General features: G+C 45.9%; 22 protein-coding genes. 7 read left to right on the forward strand and 15 right to left on the reverse strand.

Annotated elements, in window-relative coordinates; genetic code table 11:
- Window positions 1-129: 129 nt before the first annotated feature.
- The 6 genes from asnB (at window position 130) to N5C46_RS09160 (ending at window position 9,333) form a co-directional block, all read left to right on the forward strand.
- Complete coding sequence (asnB, locus tag N5C46_RS09135) at window positions 130-1,953, forward strand: asparagine synthase (glutamine-hydrolyzing) (protein ID WP_261752323.1); 1,824 nt, start codon at window positions 130-132, stop codon at window positions 1,951-1,953.
- Window positions 1,954-2,306: 353 nt separating this feature from the next.
- A complete protein-coding gene (locus N5C46_RS09140) occupies window positions 2,307-4,007 on the forward strand; it encodes a S9 family peptidase (RefSeq protein ID WP_261751784.1) in 1,701 nt (566 codons plus the stop codon).
- A gap of 180 nt (window positions 4,008-4,187) precedes the next feature.
- Window positions 4,188-6,581 carry a transthyretin-like family protein gene (locus N5C46_RS09145; protein WP_261751785.1) on the forward strand — a complete coding sequence of 798 codons (2,394 nt, stop codon included), beginning with the start codon at window positions 4,188-4,190 and terminating at the stop codon, window positions 6,579-6,581.
- 298 nt (window positions 6,582-6,879) lie between these two features.
- Entirely contained in the window at window positions 6,880-8,001 is a 1,122-nt protein-coding gene (locus N5C46_RS09150; RefSeq protein WP_261751786.1) for a YibE/F family protein, read from the forward strand.
- Window positions 7,998-8,798, forward strand: a complete 801-nt coding sequence (locus N5C46_RS09155; RefSeq protein ID WP_261751787.1) for a YibE/F family protein — start codon at window positions 7,998-8,000, stop codon at window positions 8,796-8,798. The genes N5C46_RS09150 and N5C46_RS09155 overlap by 4 nt, the downstream gene beginning before the upstream one ends.
- A gap of 166 nt (window positions 8,799-8,964) precedes the next feature.
- Window positions 8,965-9,333, forward strand: a complete 369-nt coding sequence (locus N5C46_RS09160; protein ID WP_261751788.1) for a hypothetical protein — start codon at window positions 8,965-8,967, stop codon at window positions 9,331-9,333.
- A 45-nt stretch (window positions 9,334-9,378) separates the two neighbouring features.
- Here the strand turns inward: N5C46_RS09160 and N5C46_RS09165 are convergent, their stop codons facing one another.
- Window positions 9,379-9,738: a MerR family transcriptional regulator gene (locus N5C46_RS09165; RefSeq protein ID WP_261751789.1), complete on the reverse strand. Its 360-nt coding sequence runs from the start codon at window positions 9,736-9,738 to the stop codon at window positions 9,379-9,381.
- Window positions 9,739-9,752: 14 nt separating this feature from the next.
- Entirely contained in the window at window positions 9,753-10,463 is a 711-nt protein-coding gene (locus N5C46_RS09170; RefSeq protein WP_261751790.1) for an SDR family NAD(P)-dependent oxidoreductase, read from the reverse strand.
- Window positions 10,464-10,613: 150 nt separating this feature from the next.
- Here N5C46_RS09170 and N5C46_RS09175 point away from each other — a divergent pair, with 150 nt between their 5' ends.
- A complete protein-coding gene (locus N5C46_RS09175) occupies window positions 10,614-10,817 on the forward strand; it encodes an IDEAL domain-containing protein (protein ID WP_061810063.1) in 204 nt (67 codons plus the stop codon).
- 187 nt (window positions 10,818-11,004) lie between these two features.
- Here N5C46_RS09175 and N5C46_RS09180 read toward each other — a convergent pair whose 3' ends face one another.
- The 13 genes from N5C46_RS09180 to N5C46_RS09240 form a co-directional block, all read right to left on the reverse strand.
- Entirely contained in the window at window positions 11,005-11,910 is a 906-nt protein-coding gene (locus tag N5C46_RS09180; protein ID WP_261751791.1) for an HD domain-containing phosphohydrolase, read from the reverse strand.
- A 93-nt stretch (window positions 11,911-12,003) separates the two neighbouring features.
- Complete coding sequence (locus N5C46_RS09185) at window positions 12,004-12,702, reverse strand: hypothetical protein (RefSeq protein WP_261751792.1); 699 nt, start codon at window positions 12,700-12,702, stop codon at window positions 12,004-12,006.
- A 315-nt stretch (window positions 12,703-13,017) separates the two neighbouring features.
- A complete protein-coding gene (locus N5C46_RS09190) occupies window positions 13,018-14,790 on the reverse strand; it encodes an ABC transporter ATP-binding protein (protein WP_261751793.1) in 1,773 nt (590 codons plus the stop codon).
- Window positions 14,787-16,526, reverse strand: coding sequence for an ABC transporter ATP-binding protein (locus N5C46_RS09195; RefSeq protein WP_261751794.1), 1,740 nt, complete (start codon window positions 16,524-16,526; stop codon window positions 14,787-14,789). The genes N5C46_RS09190 and N5C46_RS09195 overlap by 4 nt, the downstream gene beginning before the upstream one ends.
- A 190-nt stretch (window positions 16,527-16,716) precedes the next feature.
- Window positions 16,717-17,730 (reverse strand): C45 family autoproteolytic acyltransferase/hydrolase, encoded by a 1,014-nt coding sequence (locus N5C46_RS09200; protein WP_261751795.1) that lies wholly within the window; start codon window positions 17,728-17,730, stop codon window positions 16,717-16,719.
- A gap of 294 nt (window positions 17,731-18,024) precedes the next feature.
- Entirely contained in the window at window positions 18,025-18,357 is a 333-nt protein-coding gene (locus N5C46_RS09205) for an IDEAL domain-containing protein (protein ID WP_034762219.1), read from the reverse strand.
- 59 nt (window positions 18,358-18,416) lie between these two features.
- Complete coding sequence (locus N5C46_RS09210; RefSeq protein ID WP_034762217.1) at window positions 18,417-18,833, reverse strand: RrF2 family transcriptional regulator; 417 nt, start codon at window positions 18,831-18,833, stop codon at window positions 18,417-18,419.
- 74 nt (window positions 18,834-18,907) lie between these two features.
- Window positions 18,908-19,303, reverse strand: a complete 396-nt coding sequence (gene spxA, locus N5C46_RS09215; RefSeq protein WP_261751796.1) for a transcriptional regulator SpxA — start codon at window positions 19,301-19,303, stop codon at window positions 18,908-18,910.
- A gap of 281 nt (window positions 19,304-19,584) precedes the next feature.
- Complete coding sequence (locus N5C46_RS09220) at window positions 19,585-20,364, reverse strand: ABC transporter permease (protein WP_174523023.1); 780 nt, start codon at window positions 20,362-20,364, stop codon at window positions 19,585-19,587.
- Complete coding sequence (locus N5C46_RS09225; protein ID WP_261751797.1) at window positions 20,354-21,322, reverse strand: ATP-binding cassette domain-containing protein; 969 nt, start codon at window positions 21,320-21,322, stop codon at window positions 20,354-20,356. The genes N5C46_RS09220 and N5C46_RS09225 overlap by 11 nt, the downstream gene beginning before the upstream one ends.
- A gap of 122 nt (window positions 21,323-21,444) precedes the next feature.
- Window positions 21,445-21,729 carry a DUF3784 domain-containing protein gene (locus N5C46_RS09230; protein WP_261751798.1) on the reverse strand — a complete coding sequence of 95 codons (285 nt, stop codon included), beginning with the start codon at window positions 21,727-21,729 and terminating at the stop codon, window positions 21,445-21,447.
- A gap of 114 nt (window positions 21,730-21,843) precedes the next feature.
- Complete coding sequence (locus tag N5C46_RS09235) at window positions 21,844-22,098, reverse strand: hypothetical protein (protein ID WP_261751799.1); 255 nt, start codon at window positions 22,096-22,098, stop codon at window positions 21,844-21,846.
- Window positions 22,095-22,910, reverse strand: a complete 816-nt coding sequence (locus N5C46_RS09240) for a DUF817 domain-containing protein (RefSeq protein ID WP_261752324.1) — start codon at window positions 22,908-22,910, stop codon at window positions 22,095-22,097. The genes N5C46_RS09235 and N5C46_RS09240 overlap by 4 nt, the downstream gene beginning before the upstream one ends.
- Window positions 22,911-22,912 lie beyond the last annotated feature (2 nt).

Below are 22,912 nucleotides of genomic sequence, written 5' to 3' on the forward strand. Positions count from 1 at the left end.
CGCCCGCCGAAGAAGAGATTTACCATTTAACGTGACCCCGTAAAAGGGATCGACACAGCCAATAACTAAAATCCATTTCATGGTGAGCGCTCACCATGAATGAACTCTAAGAAAGAAGGCGTATGGAATATGTGTGGAATTGCAGGCTGGATTGATTGGACAAGAGACCTTTCAGATGATGGGCGGACCTTAAAGAATATGACCGATGCCATTGAGCACCGTGGACCGGATGCAGAGGGAAGTTGGCTGAAGGGTCATGCTGCACTCGGGCACCGCAGATTGATTGTCATCGATCCGGATGGCGGCAAACAGCCCATGCTCTATCAAAACGAAAAAAACACCATTGCGTTAACGTATAATGGAGAACTTTATAACTATCTGGAGCTCCGGAAAGAGCTGACGGAGAGGAATCATCCATTTACAACGAACTCCGATACAGAAGTGCTACTGCGGGCTTACCTAGAATGGGGTGAAGACTGCGTCCGTCACTTCAACGGCATCTTCGCTTTCGGAATTTGGGATGAGGAAAAAGAAAAACTCATACTCGGTCGTGATCATTTGGGGGTAAAACCTTTATTTTATAAGATTAAAGAAGATCAGATCTTGTTCGGCTCCGAAATCAAAGCCTTACTTGCCCACCCTGACGTTCAAGCAGAAATCGATACAGAAGGCTTATCTGAAGTATTCGGACTCGGACCGATGAAGACACCAGGAAAAGCCATTTTTAAAGATATATATGAAGTTCGCGGCGGCCATTACATGACTGTCACAAAAAATGATCGCAAGACCGTCCAATATTGGAAACTTGAAAGCAAAGAGCATAAGGATGATGTTGAAACCACTGTACAAACCATTCGAGGTCTGCTTGAAGATACGGTCAAGAGACAGCTGATCGCAGATAAACCACTTGTATCCATGCTCTCTGGCGGCCTCGATTCAAGTGGACTCACAGCGATTGCAGGTAAGGAGTTCAAGGAGGAAAACAAAGTGCTTCCAACCTACTCCATCGACTTCGTGAACAATGAAGAAAGCTTCAAGGAAGATTTCCTGCGACGCGACCTTGATGAACCTTGGGTGAAGCGGGTATCAGATCATGTAGGGACGGACCATACTTCGATTGTATTTGATGCGGAGAAACTTGTAGATAATCTTCTCATCCCTATGCGTGCAAGGGACCTGCCGGGAGTCGGCGAAATTGAGACCTCCCTCTACCTTTTATTTAAGGAAATGAAAAAGGATGCCACCGTCGCATTGTCGGGGGAGTCCGCAGATGAAGTGTTCTCCGGTTATCCGTGGTTCCATCAGGAGAAGTTCCTCGATGCCGATGTATTCCCGTGGCTCCTGAATATCGGTGGAATCGCCGGTGTCCTGAATGAAGACTTGAAAGATTGGCTGAACATCAAGGAATATCAAAAGCAGCGCTATCAGGAAGCACTCGCTGAGCTACCGGTATTAGAAGGGGAAAGCGATGTGGAAGCGAAGCAAAGACGGATGTCATATATGTTCATCACCCGCTTCCTTCCATTTATGCTGGACCGGAAAGACCGGGCAAGCATGATGACGGGCTTTGAAGTCCGGGTACCCTTCTGTGACTACCGCCTTGTTGAATACCTGTGGAATATTCCGTTCGAGATGAAGAATATCGATGACATTGAAAAGGGTATCTTACGCCGTGCGTTTGAAGGGTATCTCCCTGATGATGTGCGGAATAGACGGAAGAGCGCATATCCTAGTACGAAGGATGATGCGTATCTCGCAGGAGTCCAGAAGTGGATGAACAATATATTGGATGATTCAACGTCCCCGATTCTCCAGTTAATCGATGTAGAGGCCGTCAGAAAGATTGCAGATGGAGAAAGCAGTCTTCCTGACTCCAGTGCAAAAGGTTTATTGGATTATTTAATCCAGGTGAATGGATGGTTGAAAGAGTACAGCATTAAAGTGGCGATATAATCTGTAGGAGCCATGGGACAGGTCCCCTGGCTCCTTTTCCTGTTCATGGAAGCGGAAGATGCGTCGAATTGTATAAGTATTTATCAATTTCCGGGGAAATAGTTGTAGAAGTATGTAAGATTATTGCCTATCGAATCTCCATCCAGGCTACTTGTAGCAGGATTGATTCATTTCCTGAAATTCATCCTCATTTATTTTATCTTGCCTATCCTCCCACCAAATGGAATAATATACCTATAACTGAGTGTATTTCCAAGGAGGAATGACCTATCCGCACTGCAACGGAAGTCGAACATTATTTCCACACTACTGAAATCAGCACGTTCACTGTTAATGAAAACGAAGACACCCTCGTGTTCAGCACGAACCTTAACGGGACCTTTAATCTATGGGCAATGGATCTACCCCACCTCTTCCCTTATCGGTTAACAACCATCAACCAGAATAGCAGCCTCATCCATATTCATCAAAATCAAATCATCGCAACCTTCGAGAAGGATGGCGATGAGAATCAGCAATTGCATCACATGCCTATATCAGGAGGTACCCCTATCCCCTTCCATGAAGAGGAATCCGGTTCCACTTGCTATCACGCCTGCTTTACAGATCAGGAAATGTACTACTCTACCAATCATGAAAACCCATTGTTGAATATTTATAAAACCGATTTACAAACGGGCCATACCACCCTTATCCAAAATGGTGAACATGTTCCGATCGTTGTGGCAGCCGCCTCTTCCGACGGGTCTTATGTCTTTACAGAAACGTATTCCAACACCCATGCCACTGCCTTTTACCAGTCTGGTGGTAGTAAAGTGCCCCTGGTACCGGATGTTCACACCGCTCATACAATCAAGGACATTTGCTTGACCAAGGAGTTTATCTATTTCACAACGAACTATGGAAAAGAATTTTCATATCTTGCTTCTTTTAACCTTTCAACCTATGAATTCCAGCCTCTTTTTACATTGGATAAAGAAGAAATCACTTCGATCCGGTTCCATCAACAATCAAATAAGATCGTCATCATAGCGGAAAAAGGCGTAAGGGATCATCTATATATCTATGATTTGTCTTCGGATGAGGGAGAGAGAATCGATACCCCCTGCGATGTTATCAAAAAAATAGTAGTCACCAAGAATGGAAACCTCTATGTGCTTGGAATTTCTGCTGACAAAACGGATACCATTTTCAAGAGGGAAACGAACGGCTGCTGGACACAGGTGACGAATACCAAAGTACTTGGCGTGCCTGAAGGAAACATGATTAAGCCGGACATCGTCCACTACGAAAGCCATGATGGTCTGGAAATTGAAGCCCTGCTGTACAAACCGGAAAATCCCAATGGAATCACCATCCTCTGGCCACATGGGGGACCTCAGAAAGCAGAGCGTATGATCTACAGACCTGTGCTCCAGTACCTCGTCCAAAGCGGCTACACCCTCTTTGCCCCCAACTTCCGGGGCAGTAAGTGCTACGGGGCAACATTCGAGAAGATGGTTGAACAGAACTGGGGGGAAGGACCTCGACACGACTGCGTCGCTGGAATGGAATGGCTCATACAAGAGGAGTTTGCTGAAAAGGGTAAAATCGTGGCGATGGGTGGAAGCTACGGCGGTTATATGAGTCTGCTTCTCGCCGGACGACATCCTGAGTATTTCTGCGGGATAGTCGACATATTTGGCATATCGAATCTTTTAACTTTCCTAAATAATGTTCCGGCAAGTTGGAGAACCCTTATGGATCAAATGGTGGGAAATCCTGAAACAGACTATGAGAAGCTTGTAAGAGACTCACCTATTACCTATATCGACCATATGAATTCTCCGATGTTCATCATCCACGGGGAGAACGATCCGAGGGTGAAGACGGAGGAGTCGGAGCGAATCATAGAGCATTTAAATCAAAGAGGGATCGATGTTAACTACTTAACATTTAACGATGAAGGACACGGGTTCTCGAAGAAACAAAATGAAATGAAGGCATGTAGGGAAATTCGCGGCTTTTTGGATAGGATTACAATCGATTCTTCGTCTACTATGTCTAACAGATAATATATAATAGATCATTGCGTTGAGATAGCCCCCCATTTAGGAGGAAGTATTTCCTCCTCTACTCTTTTATATTAAACTCATATACTACACTTCCGATTTAAAAAGACAGAAAAGAGAACCTTCGCATCTTTCAAAACATATAATGAAGGGATAAACTTTTTTGAAAGGAACGTGATAGATGTGAGAAAGAAAGCATCAAACGCTTCAACACAAATCTTCCCGCCTGGCTGTCCAGGACTTTTTCCACGGGGAATATGTACAAACCCCACCATTACCTTAGATAACCTGGGGACCATCAGCTGTGACGCCACGATCAGTGGTAAAGTGCGATGTGATCTTCGTCCTTTACAAGGCGTGACGGTCAATCTTACCTCGCCTTCAGATTTACTAACATTCCAAAATCCTAATCCTGTAACCAATAGCAGGGGAGAGTTTTCAACAACGGTCATTGTCGACCGTAATACCCCTGTCACGCCTAATGTCAGTATTACGGCAAGAGCCGTCGTTGTCGAAGAAACCATCACCGACACTATCACTGCAAGAGTGGAATGCCTCAATTGCTCCAATTTAATTGTCACCTCCCCTGAAACGGTACAAGCTTTCGCATCCCAATTACAGGCTGTTACCTGCCCGGGAATCCCAATTGACGGCAGGGTGACCTGTCAAGGATTGCCGGTACCGAATGTCGAAATCGGATTCGAAGTGGATTCTCCTTCCGGTAAAGTCATCGTAACCCCAAACCCCACGCTAACGAATAATGATGGAGTATATGAAGCTACCATCCTGCCATTTCCAGGAGCACTTGAAATCGTAACCATCGTGACAACAGCTACAATCGGGGGAAATACATTCCGTTCAGAACCCGTAGAATACGAAATCAATTGTCCGGGTTGTGAAAATCTCTCAATCACATTGGACAGCCCCCCTCAAATCAGTTGCAATGGATTTCTGTCAGGCAGACTGACATGTGACGGGGAGCCTGTGGCTAATGTACCCGTTGCGCTTACAGGATCATCCGTATTGAATATTATTAACCCTAATCCTGTAACCAACGAGAACGGTGAATTCACTTCTCTGGTAACAATCAATTTTGACACAGAAGGACAGGAAGCAGACTATACGGCGTCGGCTACCTTTACGGGTATCGAAGTGACGGCTTCCGGTAATGTGTTTGTCGACTGTGTTCGATGCAATAATCCATTATTAACATTAAATCAGCCATTGTCTCCAATCGGGTGCGACGGAGGGACCATCACCGGCCAATTCACCTGTAATGGTGAACCGATCATCAATACTCCTGTCTTCTTCACGGTCATGTCTTCTGGTACCGTCACGGTGAATCCTAACCCTGCCATCACCAATGCGGATGGGATCTTTAACGCTACGATCCAGCCAGGACTGAACGTGACAGAGACCATCACCATCCAGGCCTCCTCCATGTTCGGCGGAGAAGAAGTGACTTCTGAATCACGTAATGCCTCTGTGAACTGCGTTTGTGAGAACCCCGTCATCGAATTAGATAACCCTGGGCCGATCAGTTGCCGTGCAGTCATTACCGGCCGTGTCCTTTGCCAGGGACTTCCCGTACCGGGCGTAACCGTGAACTTGAGTAGTCCATTATTGAATTTCGAAACACCGAATCCCGTCACGGGGCCAGATGGATCCTACTCTAGTGTCGTTACGGTTCAGCCGATCACTCCGGTGCAAGAAGGGGTTCCATATACGGCAGAAGCTGTCGTCTTAGGAATATCTGCCAGCAATACGAACTTTGTCCGTGCAGAATGCCTTGTTTGCGATGGGCAGTCCCTTACCCTAATACCTCCAGCAGGTTCAGTGGGTTGTGATGGAGCCCCATTATCAGGTAGAGTTCTGTGCGGAAATACACCCGCCCAAAAGGTAGCGGTATTCTTCTCAGTCGATCCAAGTATTGCGTTTGTATCCCCAAACCCTGCCATCACGGATGCAAATGGAAATTATTCTGCCGTTATCACTCCCAATCAGGGAGCAATCGGACCAGTGGAGCTCACTGCTACAACAGCCGTAGCTGGAAACGGCATCACGGCAGGACCTTTCCAAGTTAACCTAAACTGTCCGGTCCCGCCACCTGAATGTCCATGCCGTTTCAGGTTAAATACTCAAGGCGGAGCACAGCCTGGTGCACGTATACGTGTTGTACGATTTGGTCACGTAGAGGATTATACGGGTCGGTTAAATATTACGGTCGTGCAATGTGGATCAGGTATTCAAGGCATTTGTAACCCTGCCGTCGACAATTTCAACTTTGTATTTAACGCCTCGAACGGTGACAACTTCCAATTCACCCAGGGCCGGAGAACCAGCATCTCCTGCGAGAATAATCTAACAACAGCCATCGTAGAGGGAACCATCAACGGCCGGATCAATAACGGTCCATCCCGTTCCTTTGACGCAAAAATCACCGCTGTACTCAATAAAATTAATAACACGATTACCTGGACTCTCTTTGCAACGGATAATACGACCACAACATTTGAAACATTAGTACCGTTCACAGCACCAACCGATCCAACATCGTTTATTATCGGATGCCCTTAAACCCATATCTGGCAGCATTTACTGTTGCTAGTTTTTTTGTCCATTATTTCCTTATCCGATGCGGAGAAATATTTCTTGCTATGAAACCCGTTTCATAAATTAACATGAGAATTAGAAGGAAAGGAGATGCTTCCTTTTTGATTGGCGTAACGCTTCATAAGCGGCGTGACAATCTCTTCCTGAAGTGTTCATATTACATGGACACTTTTTTTATGTCCACCTTTGCGTAATCCCTGCCGATATGGAATAATGATTACGATTTGGATGATGGATTCATCCGGGGGCTGGAGGATGAAATGTGATAGTCATTAAAAAATATAGGACACTACTATTATTCGCCTTCCTGGCAATCTGTGTTTTCGCTTCATTATATTTCGTCAACCACAATCAGAGTCTGTACGACCGTCCGATTGCAGAAGTGACGAGTTCAAAGATAATGGAAAAGACGGATATGGAAGACATGACCGGGAATAAAGACCGGGTATACATACAACAGTTGAAAGCCATAGTGAAAAACGGCAAACATAAAGGGGAGACCATCCTCTTATCTAATAAATACTCCATGTCCGGCGCCAACGATCAGCGCTATGAACCGGGGAATGAATTATTCGTCTCCATTGATGACGGGGATAAAAAGGATAATACATTGAATGGGCATATAGAAGATGTGAAGCGGGATCAATATCTGATGATCATGACCTGGGCATTCATCCTTTTCCTGTTGATTGTAGGAAAAAGACAGGGTCTGTTCTCCCTGATCACCCTCGGGGTCAATGCACTGATTCTCTCTTACGCATTGGATGTTTATCTAAACTCGGAGAAAGTGGGCCTGTTGCTGGCTTGCAGCGTTGGGGTGATTGCCTTCACCCTCGTCTCCCTCTTATTCGTGAATGGATTCAATGAGAAAACGTATGCGGCGGTGGTGGCCACTCTGATCGGAACGTTCATGACGCTCCTTATCAGCTATGTTGTCATCCGCTTCACAGCCGGGGACGGACTCCGGTATGAGGAAATGCAGTATCTCACCCGCCCTTACCAAATGGTATTCATGGCGGGGATCCTCGTGGGCTGCCTGGGAGCAGTGATGGATGTAGCCATCACTTTATCGTCCTCGATCTTTGGACTATTCGAGAAAAATCCTGACATCTCTATGAAAGCACTGAGAACGTCAGGTTTTGACATCGGAAAGGATATCATGGGAACAATGACCAACATCCTGTTCTTCGTCTACATCAGCGGTGGAATTCCCATGCTCATCCTTTATTTTAAAAATGCCTCACCACTCGCGTTTACCCTTTCCATGAATCTTTCCCTAGAAATGACGAGGGCCCTCACAGGAGGTATCGGGATTGTACTCGCCATCCCGATCGGCATTTATACAGCCTTTTTCTTTGTGAACAGAAAGCGGGTGAAAGTATGACGGTTCAAGTATGGCTCGCCATCATTCTATTCGCTCTGATGGTTGCAGTGGGCGGTAAAAAAGGAGCAAGGTCCTTTGTGGCCTTATTCTTAAATACAGGGGTACTCCTTCTCACCATTATCATGATGAATGATCAAGATATGAATCCGATCATCCTGACGTTGATTGCATGCATCCTGATCAGCTGCATTTCCCTGTTTTATATCAGTGAAATTAACATCAAGACCGTCACCGCTTTCATCTCTACGATTGTGACGACCTGCGCGTTGATTTTCTTCATATTGGAGTTGACCGATGCCGCCATGATTCAGGGTTTCAGTGAGGATGAAACCGAGGAAATCGGTGCCTTTTCTCTGTATGTAGGAGTGGACTTTGTGAAAATCGGGGCTTCGATGATCATTATGAGTACCATCGGCGCGATTATTGATGTGACCATTGCCGTTTCATCTCCTATGCAGGAAATGGCTTACCACAATCCAACGATCAGCAGAAAGGACTTATTTAGATCCGGGATCAGCATTGGAAGGGATATTCTCGGGACAAGCGCCAATACATTGTTCTTCGCTTTCTTCGGTGGATATATGGGACTCCTGATCTGGTTCAAGGATCTTTCCTACTCCATCGGAGACATCGTGAACTCCAAAGTGTTCACCTCTGAAATGATCTTCATCGGCTCAGCAGGACTCGGAGTGGCCCTTGCAATCCCCGTAACCTCTGCCATCACAGCGTATTATCTGGTGAAGGCTGGACGAAGGGACAGGTCCCCTGTCCTGGACGAACCACCGGTCGATAAATGAGGTCCGTCCCTCACATATGAGGGACGGACCTTTCGTTTGGCGTCAAAATGGAGATCACTGGAATACATTCATCTATTTACTTATGATGGATTATAGAAACGATTGAAACCTTTACTGTCCCCCATCCGTATAGGGAATTAAGGAGAAACAAGAATGGAGGAATACCATGGGTAAAATGAAGATCCGCATTAATTGTCAAATCAACTTATCAGATGAATACGAGAACGAACCTGAAAAACTGCAGGAAGAGATCGATTTTATCCTGAACAAGTTCGGCGAAGTGGAAGAGTTCACCAAGGAACAGGATGAAAGCACGCTAACCCTTAAAAGCCAATTGAAGGCACACGAACTGCAAGTGAACCTTTTTGAAAAATGGGGAGAATGGGAGTACGCACGGAATCTCTCCCGAGACATGAGGATGAATTTCATCGGATTTGGAGAAGTCGAGGAATGTAACAGCGGCGTGTTTGATTATGAAGCAACGAAGAAGACGTTCAAGAATCCTCTGAAATCCTTGTTGTTTTTTGATAAATAAGAAGATGAAAACCCCGATTTTATAAAAGATTCGGGGTTTTTCCTATTACTTCATTTCATTTTCATATCGTTTGATTTTCATTTGAATTTTCTCAAGGTTGGCTTGCATGTCCCTTATCTGCTGTTGAACGTTTTGTTCCTGTTCGAGCATCATGTCCAGGCGTTCAGGCAGAGTCTGTTCCCCATCCATCGTCCACTGGACAAATTCCTTGATCTTTTTGATCGGCATTCCCGTATTTTTCAGACAGAGGATCATTTCAAGGAACTTAAGGGAGCCTTCATCGAAAGTGCGGTCGCCATTTTCCGTCCGGTTAATAAAGGGTAACAACCCTTGCCGATCATAGTAATGCAGTTGCGATATCGTCATATTGTTCATCTTGGCAACTTGCCCAATTGAATAATCCATTGTGTACCTTCTCTCTACCAAGGAATAATCCCGTCGTTATTAAGGATTTTACCATGATAGTTTGTCTCACTCAAAGCGTATTTCACAATGACTTCTGCTCCTTGGGCCGTCGTTTTCCCGCCTGGGGCATTCCCGTTTAATTCAGTGGAAGTGAAACCAGGTGTGACACCCATGACTTCAGGACCCTCACTCCCCAGTTCTTTACTGAAGGATAATGTCAGTGAATTCACAGCCGTCTTGGATGAGTTATACCCCAGGACATTGAGTGGGTGAACGTCCCCGTTAGCAAACATGGTCTGTGACGCCATATCCGTCGTGACGTTCACCATCTTACTTCCTTCTGCTTTTTTCAATAGGGGCAGATACGCTTGCATCATCTGGAAAGTGCCAAAGAAGTTTACATCAAAGATGTCACGCAGCATCTCGACTTTCACTTCACTCGGTTGGATGTTGAAATCCAATGCGATTCCGGCATTATTGATCAGTAAGTCAAGATGCTCTGTGATCCCTTCTATCGTACGGACTGATTCTTGAATGGACTGTGAATCAGTAATATCCAATTGAACGAACGTTACATTAGACAAGCCCAGTGAATCCACCGCTTTTTGCCCAAACTCTTCATTGCGGGCACCTAAGAAAACGTCATATCCCCTCTCAGCCAATTGTCGAACCACTTCGTATCCAATCCCTTTATTTGCACCTGTTACCAAAGCATACTTTGTCATATATCTTTCCTCCATTTACTTCGTTTTGTTGTTCTAAATTCAGAATAAACCCTGAACCAAGGTTGAGGGCAAGAATATTTTTTTGATAAAATGTTTGAATATTCTATAAATGGTTAGTATAATAGAAAAAAGGTCAAGGAGCTGATTGTCATGAAGAAGTATTTGCTGAACTCACCACAGTCTGATGTAAATCACATGGATTCCTTATTTGCAGAAATGATATTGGACGAGGCACTGCTGACATTTCGGAAAGAGCAAATCGCACAAGGGATTGACCAGGCATTATGTAACCGGAATAAAAAAGAATTCCTGCGGTTGACGGAGGAATTGAAGGAAATTCAGAGTGTGGGATAATTAATTTTTCACTATAAATCAGGACAATCCTTTGCCGGACGAGCATATGGATTGTCCTTTTTATGTCATAACCAAGCAAAGGGTTCAGATTGGATCCAATGCTATCTTAAAATAAAAGAAGGTTTCAAAAAGGAACCCTGTATATGTATGGAGTAAAATTCTCGTATCGGAAAGGTTTCTTTCAACTTCAAAGAATCCCTTCCTCTTTTAATATTTCTTCAAAGGCCTGTACAATTTCCTGATCGTAATGCTTCCCTGAAAGCCTCTTTAACTCTTCCATGGCATGCTCCTTACTGAAGGCTTTACGATACGCCCTGTCTTCTGTCATGGCATCGAAAGTATCACTTACAGCGATGATCCTGGCCTCCAAAAGGATGTCCTCAGCTTTCAAACCATGAGGATAACCACTTCCGTCAAGCCGCTCATGATGTTGCTCAATAATCGGGACAAGCTCTTTATAATACGTTTCTTTGATCATATTGGCTCCATCTTGTGGATGTTTTTTGATTATCGAAAATTCATCATCCGTGAGTCGATCCGGCTTGTTCAGTATTTCTGCAGGTACATGGATCTTCCCTACGTCATGAAGAAGGGAAGCCATGGTTAGGTTTTCCAGCTGATCTTTATTTAATTTGAGCTTTTTAGCAATTTTAACGCAGTATTTGGCCACCCTGTCACTGTGCATGGAGGTGTAGCGATCTTTTTGTTCCACTTCTTTTACTTTTCCCATAAGAATGGACATATCCTTGCTTAGATGAAAGAAGGTAGGGTCTGTCACTGCCCATAATAGGGTCACTTGGGTTAAGGCTGTAAAATGAATCGGTTCTACAAGTCCTTGAGCCGAGAAATAATCCTCCGGTCCAAGCCTTTTCTTCTCACCACCTACGTCACATTCCATCTCCCCTGATAGAACATAATAAAACTCGAGCCCAGTAGGATTATCACCTGGGTAAACATAGAATAAGCTTCCTTCATTAATGGTCTGAAGCAGCACCTCAACACCATCACCCCGGGACAACAAACTCAATTCAAAATTGTGAAACGCTACTTTTCCCAATGGTTTCCGGCTATTTCCTAACGTGAATCCTTTCATCAGTCTCTCCCCCTCTTATTTATGATATTCAACAGTGAATAAAACGAGCCCATAGTGAACTCGTTTTATTCTTCTCTTATTCAGTTTAACAATCTAATAGTAGCCAACCACCCGAATCGGATCGATCCACACCCAGCGGTCTGCAAAGCGCACATGTTTCCAACTGCATTCAGCAATGACCCCTTTTTCAGCTGCCTTCTCAATTGTTTCTTGTGACATCTTAAGTGTATCGTCATACACTTTGGTGATGACCACATCCAAATCCTTTTGATATTTTTGAGATATTCCATTCATCTTATTAGATCGTTTGTTTAGTTTTTCATATAACTTATCCAATTTCTTGTCTACTTTTTCCTTCTCTTTATCATTGCTGGAATTCATTTTCTCAAAGGATAGTGCCTCTATCTCCTCTTGGATCAACGTGATCTCGTTCTCTATTTCTGCCTGTTTTTCAGCGATTCTATTTTCTATATCCGAAAGATTCTTTTTGAGTTTTTCATGTTTCTTTTCATCATGTTCTGCTTTCATTTCTTCCAGTTTCTTTTCCTTTTCCTCTTTTAGTTTGACGACTTCTTTCCCTTCTTCCACTTCACGAACGTCAGATAAGAAAGATTCATTTAATTTATCTGCTTCTTCTACCGCTTTTCTCACTTTTTCATCAATATCCTGATTGGTTTTCGCAATGGATTCAAGCACCTTTTCGTAATCGTTCTGGCTGGATGCTGCCATTACACTGTTTCCGAAACTAAAATATACCAACACCATTAACATGACCATAACTGCTTTTTTCATATGTATTCCCTCCCACCATTTTCTTGTGCAGATCCTTCGCATTCTAATCTATAAGATTAGTATAAAAGTCCTGCACGCGAATAACAACAATTTATTTCTGAATAATCTGTCTAGTTTTGTCGTATTGGTGTTAATCCCCTCCCTTTTTTGTATGTTTTGAAAGATTTTTGTCAAAAATGCGCAACATGACTCTTTCACATTACCCCAAAAGACCTATTAACTAACCCGTCTTTTTAACTATTTTCAACAAGGGTAAATCTCTCCTTCACGAAAAAAGCGGGATCCCCGCCAAATGAGCAGGCATCCCGACATCCTTTAAGAAACATAATCGATGGTCGCTCCACCAATCTCTGCTTCCCTTCCAAACAGCCGTGAGTACACACCGGTCTGGTTCTGTAACAACTCTCCATGTTTTCCTTGCTCTGCAATCCGTCCATCCTCCAGGACGACGATTTGATCGGCAGACAGGACCGTGGATAAACGGTGGGAAACGATGATGATCGTTTGATTCTTCCCGGCCCTCAGTACGGCTTCGTTGATCTTCGTTTCCGTGATGGGATCAAGGGCAGAGCTTGCTTCATCCAGAATTAGAATGGGAGCATCTTTTAAAAGGGCCCTTGCAAGGGACAGACGCTGCTTCTGTCCGCCGGAAAGCAGGCTTCCCCTTTCACCGACCGAAGTATTGAGCCCTTCAGGCAGCGTCTCGATCAGATCCCCGAGCCCGCTGTCTTCGAGTGCCTTTAAGAGCTCCTCATCCGTTGCATCCCTTTTTCCGATCCGCAGATTATCAGCGAGTGTACCACTTCTCAGCATGACATCCTGGGTGACAATGGCCATCTGCGACCGCAGCCACGCTGTATCCCACTCCCGGATATCCCTGCCATCCACTTCGATCCGTCCGACCCCCGTATCATAGAGCTTGAACAAGAGATCGACAATCGTGGATTTACCCGAGCCGCTCGGTCCGACCAATGCCCATTTTTCCCCGGCACCGATGGAAAAAGACACACCTTTTAATACATTTTCATCTTTGCCGGGATAAGAGAATGCCACGTCCTGAAGACGGATGCTGCCGATTGCCCGTTCACCGGCGATGCCTTCAGACACCTCCGCTTCCGAAACTTCCTCGCCAAGCAAAACTTCCGACCGATCCAACGCCGGACCTGTCCGTCTGACAGAAAGCCAGTTTCTGAGAAGTCTTTGCATCTCATTCGCCGCAATGGTCACGAGTCCTCCGGCTGTCAGCATCTGACCACTTGTCAGGCCTTGATTCCAGATTAAGAGCGTACTGATCAAATATACCAGTCCCAGGGCAAATCCGTTATAACTTGCGATGACGACAACGGATTGCATCCTCGCTTTCAGTTCTTTCACCGAGTGCTGGACGAAGCTGTCACGGATGGAGATGACGCTGTCCACTTCACTGTCCGACACCCCCATGACCCGGGACAAATGGATTCCCGTCACTGATTCTCTTAATCTTTCAAGATATCTCGACGCTTCTTTCCTGGCATCCGCTGAGGCCAATCGGGTTCTTGCCCCTACTATATTAGAAGTCCAATAGAAGATTACGCCAAGGACGACGCTTGTGATCATCAGATAAGGATGAATCCAGAGGAGCACCAGACTGTAAATGAATACTCCCTGCACGCTTGCCATGAAGGTCGAACCTTCCCAGGCGAGGAAATTATGAAGCGTATCCGGGTCATCCGACACCCTCGCAAGCATCTCTCCCGTGGAATTATGATGGTAAAAAGAATACGGGACGATCTGCAGATGACGAAACAGGCGCAGCTTCTGCCAATTCGTCACGGTCTTTGCGGTCTGGTGACAGAAATACTCGTCGATGACCATCATGACGAGATCCAGAACCGCAGATAAAATCAGGAGCCACATCAACCCCCATAGCCAATTATAATGTTCATTCGGTATGATCGTATCCACGAGCCAGCTAAGAGCGAGTGTCGGTATTAATGCTGAGAACACCTGGCTGATCGCGATGACGATGGAATCCGCGATGACCCATTTTTTATAAGGACGGAGAAAGCTCAGCACTCTTCTACCGTCGCGATTCTTCTTGGCGCTCATCCGATCATCTCCCTCTCAAGCTCGCTGTATTGAGCTCTGTATAATTCATAATACTTCCCTTGTTTCAGAAGCAGTTCTTCATGAGTGCCTTTTTCCGCCACGACTCCTCCATCGAGAAGAATGATGACATCGGCATTCCTTACGGTGACAAGCCGGTGGGCGATGGTGATCGTGGTCCGTCCCGGAATGAGTTTTTCCAAGGAAGCCTGCACCCGCTCCTCCGTTTCCCCGTCAAGGGAAGAAGTCGCTTCATCGAAGATCAGGACAGGCGGCTGTCTGAGGATGGCACGAGCCATGGCGACCCTTTGCCTCTGTCCGCCTGAAAGCTTCAATCCCCTCTCCCCGACGATCGTTTCATATCCTTCCTCCAGCGAAAGGATCAACTCCTTCAACCCTGCCGCTTCTACAGCCTGATCGAGCTCTTCTGTCGTCGCATCAGGTTTTCCGTACAATAGATTCTGCCGGAGTGTGCTATTTAAGAGGAACGTTTCCTGGGATACGACCCCTACCTGCTGACGGAAGCTGTTCCGGTTATAGTCGAATAGATTCTTATCATCGATCATCACCGAACCCTGCTGCGGTTCATAGAGTCCCAGTAACAGCTGGACCAGCGTACTCTTCCCTCCGCCGCTCGTTCCAACGATCCCGATATGGTTCCCCTGTTCGAGAGACAAAGAAACGCCTTTTAAGACTTGCTTATCCGTCCCGGGGTACGAAAACCATAGATTCTGTAAGTCTATTTTTCCTTTTACAGGACCAAAAGCAGGAAGCTTCTCTTCATGTTCTTCCGGCAGATCGAAATATTCGTAAATCCGCTGCAGTGCCGGAATTGCCTGCTGTATTGTCAAGGCATGCTCTGCCATGGATCTTACCGGTAAAAACATGATGGGAATGAAGCTCAGGCAGGCAACGAGCGTACCGATGGTGATCGTTCCATCCCAGATCGCCCAGCCCCCGATCAGCATGACGACACCCGGTGCTGCGATATTAAAGAGATTCCCGAGGCGCCAGTTCACCTTGCCGATCAGCGCTGCCCGGATCGAGAATTGCTTCCAATCACTCAGCTTCTTCTCCTGAGTGCCAACTTCTATATCCTGTGTCTGATAAGTCCTCACCAATCGGACACTTTCAATGCTTTCCTGCAGGTGCTGATACATATCCGCACTCATCTCCCGCTGGACCGCGCTCATTTTCCTCATTTTTTTCCCCAAGGTGAAGGAAGGGATGATATAAATGGCAAAAACCGCGAACATGACAATTGCAGCAGGCCAGAATAAAACAAACACTGTGGAAAAGGCAGCGACCGCTCCCACCACCTGCTGCAGAATACGGGGAACGACCGTATTGTTCAGGTTCTGAATCGATTCCACATCATGCGTCAGACGGAAGAGCATATCCCCCCTCGGCGTCTTCGAGAAAAACGACATCGGGGTCCGGTGCAGCTTTCTGAACGCCCGGATCTGCATATCTGTGATCACATCAAGACCGATTTTCACCTGCACATATTCCTGCATCGTCTCGAACAGGGATTTACCGAGATACGCACCGAGAATCCCGCCTACTACCCAGAAAAGAAAATTCAGATCTCCTCCGACAATGACGTCATCCACCAATCGCTTCACAAGAATCGACGGAACGATGGTAAAGAGTCCCCCGATGACGGAAAACAGGAGTGCAACCATTAGCTTCCTCCAATATGGCTTAAAATGGTTTAACGTAATTTTTAATAAGTTCATGTTGAACCCCCTCACAAAATTCTATTTTATACCAACGGATGAAAATATTCACTATAATTTGAATACTGTATAAATTAAGTATATTCATCCTTTCCCTCCCTATCTTCGGTCGTTGGGGCGGATGGGTTCTACGACTTTTGGATGAAGAAAAAGCTGATCCCGCCTTAGCGTGGGATCAGCTTTTCTATAATCACTCTATGTAGCCACTCAGGTTCTTTCTGAGAATGTCGCCCCCTGTTACCCAATCCTGAAAGTTCACGTCCAGAACCTCTTTGCTCCCGGCAATGGTTGTTAGGATTCTTGAATCGGGATAGGAATACGAAAAGGTGTGAAGGGTGCCGAATAAATTCTCGTAATCTGTAAAGAAAATCGGTGAGTCGATGTCTTTAAAATGGTGAAACAGTTGTTGATGGGAACGCTGCTTTTCGTTTAAACTCAGCAGATGTTCATTTCGCTCCAGGGAGCCTTCAATGGATGGGCGATTTTTCCTTTTCATGTGTTCATCCTGAAAATGATTCACACATGACAGAAAAGATTCTCCATACCTGACCGTCACCTTCTCAGGGCTCGCTTCCACTTCGGCCATCTTTCCCTTTCGATCTCCGAGGGAAAAGTTATAGCAGGCGGAGTGCGGGATTTCCTTTAGTAAGGCAACTGCTTCTTCAACGGAAGAACACGTATCCAGAACCATCCGTATGCCAGTCCACGGAGAGACTCCTTTTCTGTAGCCGTCATGACTGACAAAGTGCAAGCCAGCAACCAGACCATGTTCATTCACGCCATCATGCCTCCCCAGGAGTTGAAGATTATACCCTGCGGATGCAAAGGCTTGTTTTGGCTGAACCATACTAAAAACCCCATCATATAAATCCGGGGAAAAGTCATAATTCCGTACATAATACTCCTTAGTAAGAAGGCTGGAACATCCCATCGCTTCAGTCTTCGGTACATCATACCCACTGCATAAGGCAGCTGCTTTAAGAAATGAGATACCGAAACCTTTTGCAAGGCCTTCCAGTTCCTCCAACAGGTGCGGGGCGAACGAGGAGTAAATCGATTTCATTTCTGGAAGATCGATCTCTTGTTTAGTGATTGATCCAAGCATATGTAAGATGGAAGTATCTCTCATCTTTTCACCTGTTTCTACTCCGATATCATATGAGTTGCCCCTCATTTGAAAGACTTGTAATTTGAAATCCGGCATGTAAATCCCTCCTTGATTCCATCCTATTCCTTCTGATTGCTTCACACCTGTCATTTTGTGCTTGTTTGGGACCGATAGATGAGTTGAATTTCACAAGGTATCCGGGATTCATGCGGGTTTCGAGACCTTTCATGCAAGATATGAAATTTTCATGCCGGACGACTCAGGATCAAGCGGGATGTGGAACAATCGAGCGGGATTTCAGATTATCATGCCAGCTTGTCGAATTTCCTTCATCTATCACAAAATAAAAAAAGCCGAAGAGTCCACCCCTTCAGCTTTACACTACTCTATTCACTTCACACCCTCAACCAGTTCACGCATAGAGTTCAACTTAGCTGTCAGCTCCAGGAACCACTCTTCGTCTCCCGTTTCGAGGGCCAGGTCGATCAAGTATTGGATCTGTTCTTTATTTTTGACATGTGTATCGGGAATTTTGTTTATTTGTCTGTTTAACAGGGGAAGGATTTTCCCTTCGATGGTTTTATTATCGCTGGTCACGATTTTCGCTTTAACAGCTTCTCCTTTGGTGTCCAGGTTCTCAATATAGCCGATGACCAGTTCTCCGGTAAGTAATTTCCCTTTGACCCAATCTCCAATTTTTAATAGTGTTTGCTCGTTTGACATTCCTTTTCACCTTCCAAACTGTAATGTTATTTGTTACATTTATTCAGAAAGAAAGCTCTCTACGCTTTCTCCTGATGGATCATCTCGACGATGTCTTTAATCGTGTAGTCCTTTAAGTAATCCCCCAGTTTTTCTTCTGCACCTAGGAAGATCTGGAACAGGACATTCTTCATATTGGCGCCTACGAGACACTTATCATTGGTGGCGGTGCATTTTGGCTGCAGGGCGCCTTCTGATGTGATTTTATAAATATCCCACAGATTGATGTCACTCAGGTCCATGGCGAAGATGAATCCGCCGCCTGTCCCTTCTTTCGACGCAATGAATCCCTGCTTTTTCAGAAGACTGAGGACTTTGCGGATCCGGACCGGATGAACCCCTGCACTTTCCGAGATCGCATCGCTTGTCGACATGCGGTCCGTCTGCAGTGCCAGATACGTCAAACTATGGATGGCTAAGGTAAAGTCGCTATTCATGGACTGCCTCCTTCCCGGATGTTACTGTAATGGTAACTTTTACAGTTCACACTGTCAAGAATCCGGTTTCCCGGTTAATTGGCCAGCTTTTGCAGCTCACTGTATTCGAAGTTACGCACTTTCCTTGGGAGAAAGCTGCGGATTTCTTCGTCGTTATATCCAATCTGTAATCTTTTTTCATCCAGCATGATCGGCCGTTTCAATATGAGGGGATTTTCCCTGATCAGTTTATATAAATCCTGGAGCGGCAACGAATCAATGTCTACTTTCAACTCCTGGTACGCCTTTGATTGTTTGGAAATGATGTCCTCTGTTCCATTTTCCGTCAGGCGGAGGATCGATTTGATTTCATCAGGTGTCAATGGTTCTGTCAGCATATTGCGTTCTTCAAATTCAATGGAATGTTCCTCAAGCCACGCTCTCGCTTTGCGGCAGGACGTACAGCTCGGTGTCAGAAATAAATTGACCATGTATTTACACACTCCTTTTTAAATGTAATAAAAAAAGTAACAGTTATGATTAAAATAAATGCACTCCTTATTCCGGGTACACTGTAATAATAATATTTACAGTTAAAGATGTCAACACTTTTTAGAAAACTCTTTTTGACCGTTATGATGATTCCTTACCCGATAAGCTATATTGATAAACGTAAGATTGATCGCAATGAATCTTTTGATGTTTTTGTAAACAAAAGAGGTACTGATAAAAAGAAGAATCCTTCCCCATAAGAGAAGAATTCTATGCCACTCTATTTTCTTGATACGGCCCCTTTCGCAGATACGGCGGCGAATGTGATCGTGATGGCACAGACAATCACGATGGCGATGACACCCTGCATCAAATCCCAGAACACCCAACCGTCGATGAGAGCGGTCCGCATGCTTTCAAACACATAGGTCGTCGGGTTGATCGTGGCGGCAATCTTTAACCACTGTGCCTCGATCAATTCAAGTGGAACAAAGGTCGTGCTTAAGAAAATGAGCGGGAAAAAGATGAATGTCCCCGCCTGGGCAGCCTGGGCATTTCTCGTCCGCAGGGCAATCCCCACAGAGTACCCGGCAAAAGCAAGACCCCAGCCAATGGCGATCAAGAGGACAAACAAAACCCCTGCAAATCCTGTTTTGACGTTCAGACCGAGTAAAAAGGCCATTCCAATGATAAGGAGCGTCTGGACGAGCAGCTGCAGCATTCCGGCGATGATCGGACCAAGGACGATGGCAAGGCGAGATGCCGGTGTCAATAGCAGTCTTGAGAAAAAGCCGGTTTCAATATCCTTTACGATGCTCTGCCCCGCTCCCCCTGCTCCACCGATGGCAGCCGATACAATTGATACGGGAAGGATGAAAGCCAGGTAATCGGCACCTTCAAAGGTCGGCAACTGGGATATACCGCTCAGTCCCCCCTCGTACACCAGAAGGAAGAAAGCAGAAATAATCAGGTTAGGAATGAATGAAAACGGGTTTCGGATGGTGGTCTTGATGTTCCGGACCGTCATGAGCCACGTGTCCTTGAATACATTATTCCCCACGGCTCTTCACCCCTTCCTTCGTCTCGCTCGTCAGTTTCAGGAAGATATCATCCAGGGTTGGGGAGGACAATTGAATATCGACAATCCCGATATCCTCCGTGTCAAGGATTCGGACTACCTCAAGAAGCTGCCTCGTTCCCTCTTCTACATAAACGAGGATTTTTTCTTGTTGTGCAAGGACATCGACCCCTTCCATTTGGGTGCGAATCAGGTTCACACTATGTTCGATCACATCACGGTCTTTCAGGGTTATGGTAATGAGATCCTGCCCGATCTCTGATTTCAAGTCCTTCGGGGATCCCATGGCGACGATTTCGCCTTTGTTGATGATGCCGATCCGGTCTGCCAGGGAATCGGCTTCCTCCAGATACTGTGTTGTGAGAAAGATCGTCGTGCCCTTCTCCTTGTTCAGACGGCGCAGCTCTTTCCAGATCGCTGCCCGGCTCGACGGATCCAGTCCCGTCGTCGGTTCGTCCAGGAAGAGGATATTCGGTTCATTGACCAAAGTGAGGGCAAGGTCCAGTCTCCTTCGCATCCCCCCGGAATAACCACCGATCCTCCGCTCAGATGCTTCTGATAAATCCACAATGTCCAGAAGCTCCTGTGCCCGGCGTTTCCCTTCTTCTTTCCCGAAGCCGAAAATAAACGCCTGAAGCTCCACCATCTCGCGTCCGGTCAAATCCGGGTCTACCCCCGTCTCCTGAAGGGCGACGCCGATATGCCGCCGGACGTGTTCCGGCTCCCCGATGACATCATATCCCGCTACCTCCACTTTTCCAGAGGAAGCATTGATGAGCGTCGTCAAAATCTGGACCGTCGTTGATTTCCCTGCACCATTCGGTCCTAAAAAGGCGAAGAACTCTCCCTCTTCGACTTGGAATGATACATCCTTCACTGCCTGAACGTTTCCTTTTTTAAATGTTTTGGTTAGATTCTCCACTTCAATCCTGCCATTCATGAGCATCCCTCCGTTCTATCTATTTCTATTCGAGGAGGGGGTTGGTTTATCCTTTATTGGGTGTGAGCGGATGTGTTGGCGGGTGTGAAGGCGGGAGACAGGTCATGAGGCAGGGAAAGCCATCAATCCATAAGCCTCCTATTAATGAATACATACACACCCGTTAAAAGAGTCAACATGACCACCACAAGAATGGTTCCCTCGTAGTGATAATCGATTAAGCTATTGATGATCACAATCAATCCTAATGGAAGAAAAAAGAAAAGCCCCGTTACCGTTCCTAACAAAGACTTATTTTTGATCATCTTTTCATTGAAGCCCGCAAGCAGCCAAGTTTGTTTTTTGATCCCGACTAAATATGAGACGAGGACAAGAGCAAGACCGATCACCAGCAAACCGTAGTCCATAGTGATTCCTCCAATTTTTCATGTTAGTACATGTACGTTTCTGCTCCTGAAAGGTTCCATATTTTTACTAAAAAAGCCCCACTGGCGTACCAAGGGACCTGTTCCTACTATATATTAAGGCATGGAGCTGACAGCAAAATAGATAAACACGGTTGCCACCATCAAAAACACCATCCACCCATTTGAGGTGGCGAGTATTCTTCTATTTATGCTCACTTTATCCAGCTTGATTTGAATCATAAACCCGATTGCTACGATGGCGATCCAAGCCAACATTCCAAAGGGTGAAAATAAGTATCCTGAATTCATGATCCACAGGATAAAGATGATGATGTGGATCAATATGAATACGAAAGCCAGCTTCTTCAAACTGTTCCCTCCTGACCTTGCTGGGAATGTTCGGTGGGGATGTGGATTGCCCCACCCTTACCCTTCACGCGTTTCAACGTTGCCACAATCAAAAAGCTGACAATGACGAGGAGAAGCCATGAGCTGACCTTTCCAAGGTGGACAAGGCTCCAGGCTTCGGTCTGATTCGGGTATTCCCAGGCACCGAAGAAGGTTGCGATGTTTTCAGCGATCCAGATGAAGAAGCCGATGAGGACAAATGATAGGGCGAGGGGCATGTGGTAACGTGTCCCACCCACCTCATATTCGACCCACGTTTTCCAAAAGACGACGATGACAAGGCCCGAAAGCCACCAGCGGATGTCGATCCAATAATGGTGGGTAAAAAAATTCAGGTAGATCGCTGCGGCAAGGGCAACGACTGCCCAAAACGGCGGCCACCTGATCAATTCCACCTTGAGCCTCCTCCACGCCTGGCACAGGTAACTTGCTACACTTGCATACATGAATCCACTATATAAAGGGACGCCGAACAGCTTGGAATAGCCTTCCCCGGGATAAGACCACGAACCCATATGTACCTTGAACAGTTCAAGGGCAAGGCCGATCAGGTGGAACAGGGTGATGACCTTCAGTTCATCCGGGGTTTCGAGACCCGATTTCACCATACCCCATTGCATCACAAGGCAGATCAGGAGAAGCCAGTCATACCTCGGCAGGAAGGGAAGCGGAATGATTTGAGTCAACGCCAAAGATGCAAAGATGACAACAGGAAACAAGCAGGACAGAGCCTGCTCCCAGCCGAAACGAAGGAGTTGTTTGCCCGCTCTCATGA

It is taken from the genome of Rossellomorea vietnamensis, from assembly GCF_025398035.1.
Classification (GTDB): domain Bacteria; phylum Bacillota; class Bacilli; order Bacillales; family Bacillaceae_B; genus Rossellomorea; species Rossellomorea vietnamensis_B.

Bases quoted from the DNA above. Each gene is read 5' to 3' on its own strand.
- asnB (WP_261752323.1), top strand. From the start codon at position 130: ATGTGTGGAATTGCAGGCTGGATTGATTGGACAAGAGACCTTTCAGAT.
- N5C46_RS09240 (WP_261752324.1), bottom strand. From the start codon at position 22,910: ATGAGAGCGGGCAAACAACTCCTTCGTTTCGGCTGGGAGCAGGCTCTG.
- N5C46_RS09230 (WP_261751798.1), bottom strand. From the start codon at position 21,729: ATGGACTACGGTTTGCTGGTGATCGGTCTTGCTCTTGTCCTCGTCTCA.
- N5C46_RS09180 (WP_261751791.1), bottom strand. From the start codon at position 11,910: ATGAAAGGATTCACGTTAGGAAATAGCCGGAAACCATTGGGAAAAGTA.
- N5C46_RS09160 (WP_261751788.1), top strand. From the start codon at position 8,965: ATGGGTAAAATGAAGATCCGCATTAATTGTCAAATCAACTTATCAGAT.
- spxA (WP_261751796.1), bottom strand. From the start codon at position 19,303: ATGGTCAATTTATTTCTGACACCGAGCTGTACGTCCTGCCGCAAAGCG.
- N5C46_RS09205 (WP_034762219.1), bottom strand. From the start codon at position 18,357: ATGTCAAACGAGCAAACACTATTAAAAATTGGAGATTGGGTCAAAGGG.
- N5C46_RS09210 (WP_034762217.1), bottom strand. From the start codon at position 18,833: ATGAATAGCGACTTTACCTTAGCCATCCATAGTTTGACGTATCTGGCA.
- N5C46_RS09195 (WP_261751794.1), bottom strand. From the start codon at position 16,526: ATGAACTTATTAAAAATTACGTTAAACCATTTTAAGCCATATTGGAGG.
- N5C46_RS09225 (WP_261751797.1), bottom strand. From the start codon at position 21,322: ATGAATGGCAGGATTGAAGTGGAGAATCTAACCAAAACATTTAAAAAA.
- N5C46_RS09155 (WP_261751787.1), top strand. From the start codon at position 7,998: ATGACGGTTCAAGTATGGCTCGCCATCATTCTATTCGCTCTGATGGTT.
- N5C46_RS09165 (WP_261751789.1), bottom strand. From the start codon at position 9,738: ATGGATTATTCAATTGGGCAAGTTGCCAAGATGAACAATATGACGATA.
- N5C46_RS09170 (WP_261751790.1), bottom strand. From the start codon at position 10,463: ATGACAAAGTATGCTTTGGTAACAGGTGCAAATAAAGGGATTGGATAC.
- N5C46_RS09175 (WP_061810063.1), top strand. From the start codon at position 10,614: ATGAAGAAGTATTTGCTGAACTCACCACAGTCTGATGTAAATCACATG.
- N5C46_RS09200 (WP_261751795.1), bottom strand. From the start codon at position 17,730: ATGCCGGATTTCAAATTACAAGTCTTTCAAATGAGGGGCAACTCATAT.
- N5C46_RS09185 (WP_261751792.1), bottom strand. From the start codon at position 12,702: ATGAAAAAAGCAGTTATGGTCATGTTAATGGTGTTGGTATATTTTAGT.
- N5C46_RS09190 (WP_261751793.1), bottom strand. From the start codon at position 14,790: ATGAGCGCCAAGAAGAATCGCGACGGTAGAAGAGTGCTGAGCTTTCTC.